Origin of the sequence: Leptolyngbya sp. FACHB-36 (assembly GCF_014695955.1) — a bacterium.
Taxonomy (GTDB): domain Bacteria; phylum Cyanobacteriota; class Cyanobacteriia; order Leptolyngbyales; family Leptolyngbyaceae; genus FACHB-36.
Genome location: NZ_JACJPG010000457.1, coordinates 1 through 2,722, shown reverse-complemented (window position 1 = coordinate 2,722; position 2,722 = coordinate 1). Strand labels below are relative to the sequence as shown.

The 2,722-nt window shown below is 52.2% G+C and carries 3 protein-coding genes and 1 pseudogene; 2 read left to right on the top strand and 2 right to left on the bottom strand.

Annotated features, from left to right (window positions below; all coding sequences use genetic code 11):
• Positions 1–680: type I methionyl aminopeptidase (map, locus tag H6F43_RS12875; protein ID WP_190343147.1), on the bottom strand; the 680-nt coding region annotated here is incomplete at its 3' end.
• A 49-nt stretch (positions 681–729) separates the two neighbouring features.
• Here map and H6F43_RS12870 point away from each other — a divergent pair.
• Positions 730–1,047 carry a hypothetical protein gene (locus H6F43_RS12870; protein WP_190343146.1) on the top strand — a complete coding sequence of 106 codons (318 nt, stop codon included), beginning with the start codon at positions 730–732 and terminating at the stop codon, positions 1,045–1,047.
• Positions 1,048–1,092: 45 nt separating this feature from the next.
• Here H6F43_RS12870 and H6F43_RS12865 read toward each other — a convergent pair whose 3' ends face one another.
• Entirely contained in the window at positions 1,093–1,986 is an 894-nt protein-coding gene (locus H6F43_RS12865) for a hypothetical protein (RefSeq protein WP_190343145.1), read from the bottom strand.
• A gap of 371 nt (positions 1,987–2,357) precedes the next feature.
• Between H6F43_RS12865 and H6F43_RS12860 the strand changes: the two are divergent.
• A pseudogene (locus H6F43_RS12860) lies at positions 2,358–2,722 on the top strand (DUF2267 domain-containing protein); the annotation flags it as partial.

Here is a 2,722-nt window from a genome sequence, read left to right as displayed (position 1 = left end):
GTCACAGCTGTCCATTTGTCGCCGAGAACTTCAACTTCGTAGGTGCCAATGTTGATCATCGGCTCGATCGTAAACACCATTCCCGGTCGCAAACGGCGTCCCGTGCCTGCTTTGCCGTAGTGGGGAATTTGCGGTGCTGTGTGAAAAACATTGCTGATGCCATGTCCGACAAAATCTCGCACAACGGAGAAGCCCTGCGACTCAGCGTATTCCTGAATTGCTGCGCCAATATCGCCGATTTTGGCATTCGGCTTTACGGCGGCAATGCCGCGACGACGGCATTCTTCCGTAACCTCGACGAGCGCTTTGGCGATCGGTGATGGCTCTCCAACGAAAAAGGTTTTGGAGGTGTCGCCGTGGTAGCCCTCCACGATTAGCGTCACGTCAATGTTGATGATGTCGCCGTCTTTAAGAACTTCTTTGGCGCTGGGAATGCCGTGGCAGACAACTTCGTTGATGCTGGTGCAGATCGATTTGGGGTAGCCTTTGTAGCCCAAAGGAGCGCTTTTGGCACCATGAGCCTGCGTCCAGCGCTCTGCTTCGTTGTCTAGGTCTAGCGTACTCACTCCGGGCTGCACCATGGTCGATAGGTGATGCAGCAGTTTCGCCGCCAAGTGGCCGGCTTGGCGCATTTTCTCGACTTCTCGACTCGACAAAAGGGTGATGACTTCGCGTTCCATAAGGCTTTATTCTACGGAGTTTTGAGCAACAAATCGCAAGGACTTCACCATGCGCTATCCAATGACGCCAGACGATCGCTACTTTGTCGTCAGAGGGCGACTCTGGCGCTGCTCCAATCCCACTTTAGACGACGAGACCCGAAAATCGCTGGTCGCTCAGCTAATGGCTGCCCGTCGCGCTGTAAAAACTGCCTTGCAGCAGGGCGACGAAGCGGCACTAACGACTGCGCGACAGCAGGTAGATGTGGCAAAAGTAGCGCTGGGGGAGCGCGGCGAGGTGTGGTGGACAGACGACGCACCAGACTACAATCGCAGGCTAGTCAAGAACACGCCCTACGCGGAGTGGTACGCCTCGCTGGATTCGTGAGCGCTAGCTATTCTACGCGATTCCTGACGCCCTGCTACCGTGTGCTTAGAGCCGTCCTATATCCTCGTACGCCGCAAGCTGAAACTTGAGCGATTGGTTTTGGTCTTCGATCGTCTTTAGTTCCTCCAAACGCCGCAGGATTTTGCGAGTGAAGTCTTCACTATCGGGAAGCTGGTCAGCAATCCAGGAGGTTTCAACCTCAATGTCGATCATTTTGACGGCTCGTCCGTATTCACGAACGAGGCGATAGTTGTTACCAATTTGCTGTTTCAGAATCGTGATAGCACTGTTGGTGCGCACGATTCGAGACGAGTACAGGCGCTGATCTAGATGCGTCATTTTGCGCTTCAGATCATCCAATTGCTGAATTAGAACCTGATTTGCTTTGCTGTCGTGGTTTAGTTCTTCGACGCGTTGCTCGATCTTGCGCTTCTGCACTAGAAGCTGTTGGTCTGCCAGCAGGCGCTTGCCTTCACGGGTTTCAAGTGAAGGCGTCGTAAGCTGCGCGATCGAGGTTACCTTCAAAAAGACCAGCACGCCGATCGCGTTCACCACCGATGCCAGCAGCAAATTTAGCCCCAGCAGGTAAGCGCCTAGCAGCAAGCCTAAAACCATACCGCCCACCACTCCGGACAGGTGCGTTGCGCTGGAAATCGGGTGCGGAAACAGAAATCGCTTGCCAGTGGTGTGATTGGTGACAGCAACTAGCTTGTGCATGATGTACCCCCGCATGGTGTAGAGGATCGACACCATATCGCCGTGGTGAACGGGCACTTGGTCTAGCTTGCCGGGAATCGAAAATTGAAGCTGCTTCAACGTGCGATCGGGCGTTGTAACTTGCAACATGTAATGCCGCCTAAAGACTTTCGGCAGCTTAGCGTTGATAAACAGCAGTGTTTCTGGAAGCGACGATCGCTTCGAGAGCTTGCCATAGACCATGCCGAATTCACAACCACAGGAACTGCACGTTACCTGATGGGAGGCTGGAGGCAGAGCGATTGATCGAGAGCAAGCGGGGCAATGCAGCGACGGTTTCATCAAGGAGGACAGTCAAGAATGGGTCGGCGGTTGCCTAAATGTTTGTGGTGCACAAACGGTTGCAGATCGAAAAATGCCATAGCCGCTTGTGTGATTAGGATCTTAGATCCAGCTGACCCGGTAACTGGACGGGTTGTAATACCGCTTAATAAAGTCGAGCAAAATTTAGACCGAAAGCCTGAGTAGTTCTGCGCAGTGGATGATCCCTGTGACAGATGAAAAAGGGTTTTGTCTTCGATAGCGTCTTAAAGAGTTCACTTATGGAGAGTTTTATGCCAACCATTCGAGATGATGTTGTTTACATCATGCTAAGAAAAATTCATGAGAGCGATCGTGGTCCTGGTCCAGATGAGGTTGATTTTACAGAACAAGATTTTATCGGTATGCAAGTGACGCCTGCCGATTTTTTAAGCCATTTAGACTATCTAAATCAGCGCCAGTATATTAATGCCGAGTTCACAGGCAACGCCTATGCCAACCAGGAAGATACCCCAGACGCGGCTAATCCTCAAGAGTTTGGCTTCCGGATTGCCAATTCCTTCGGCGCCCCAGACGGTCCTCTGCCGCACTTGATCACATTCAAGAAAGCAGAACTGACTGAGAAAGGTCGGGCAATGCTGGAGGACATGGAGAAAAA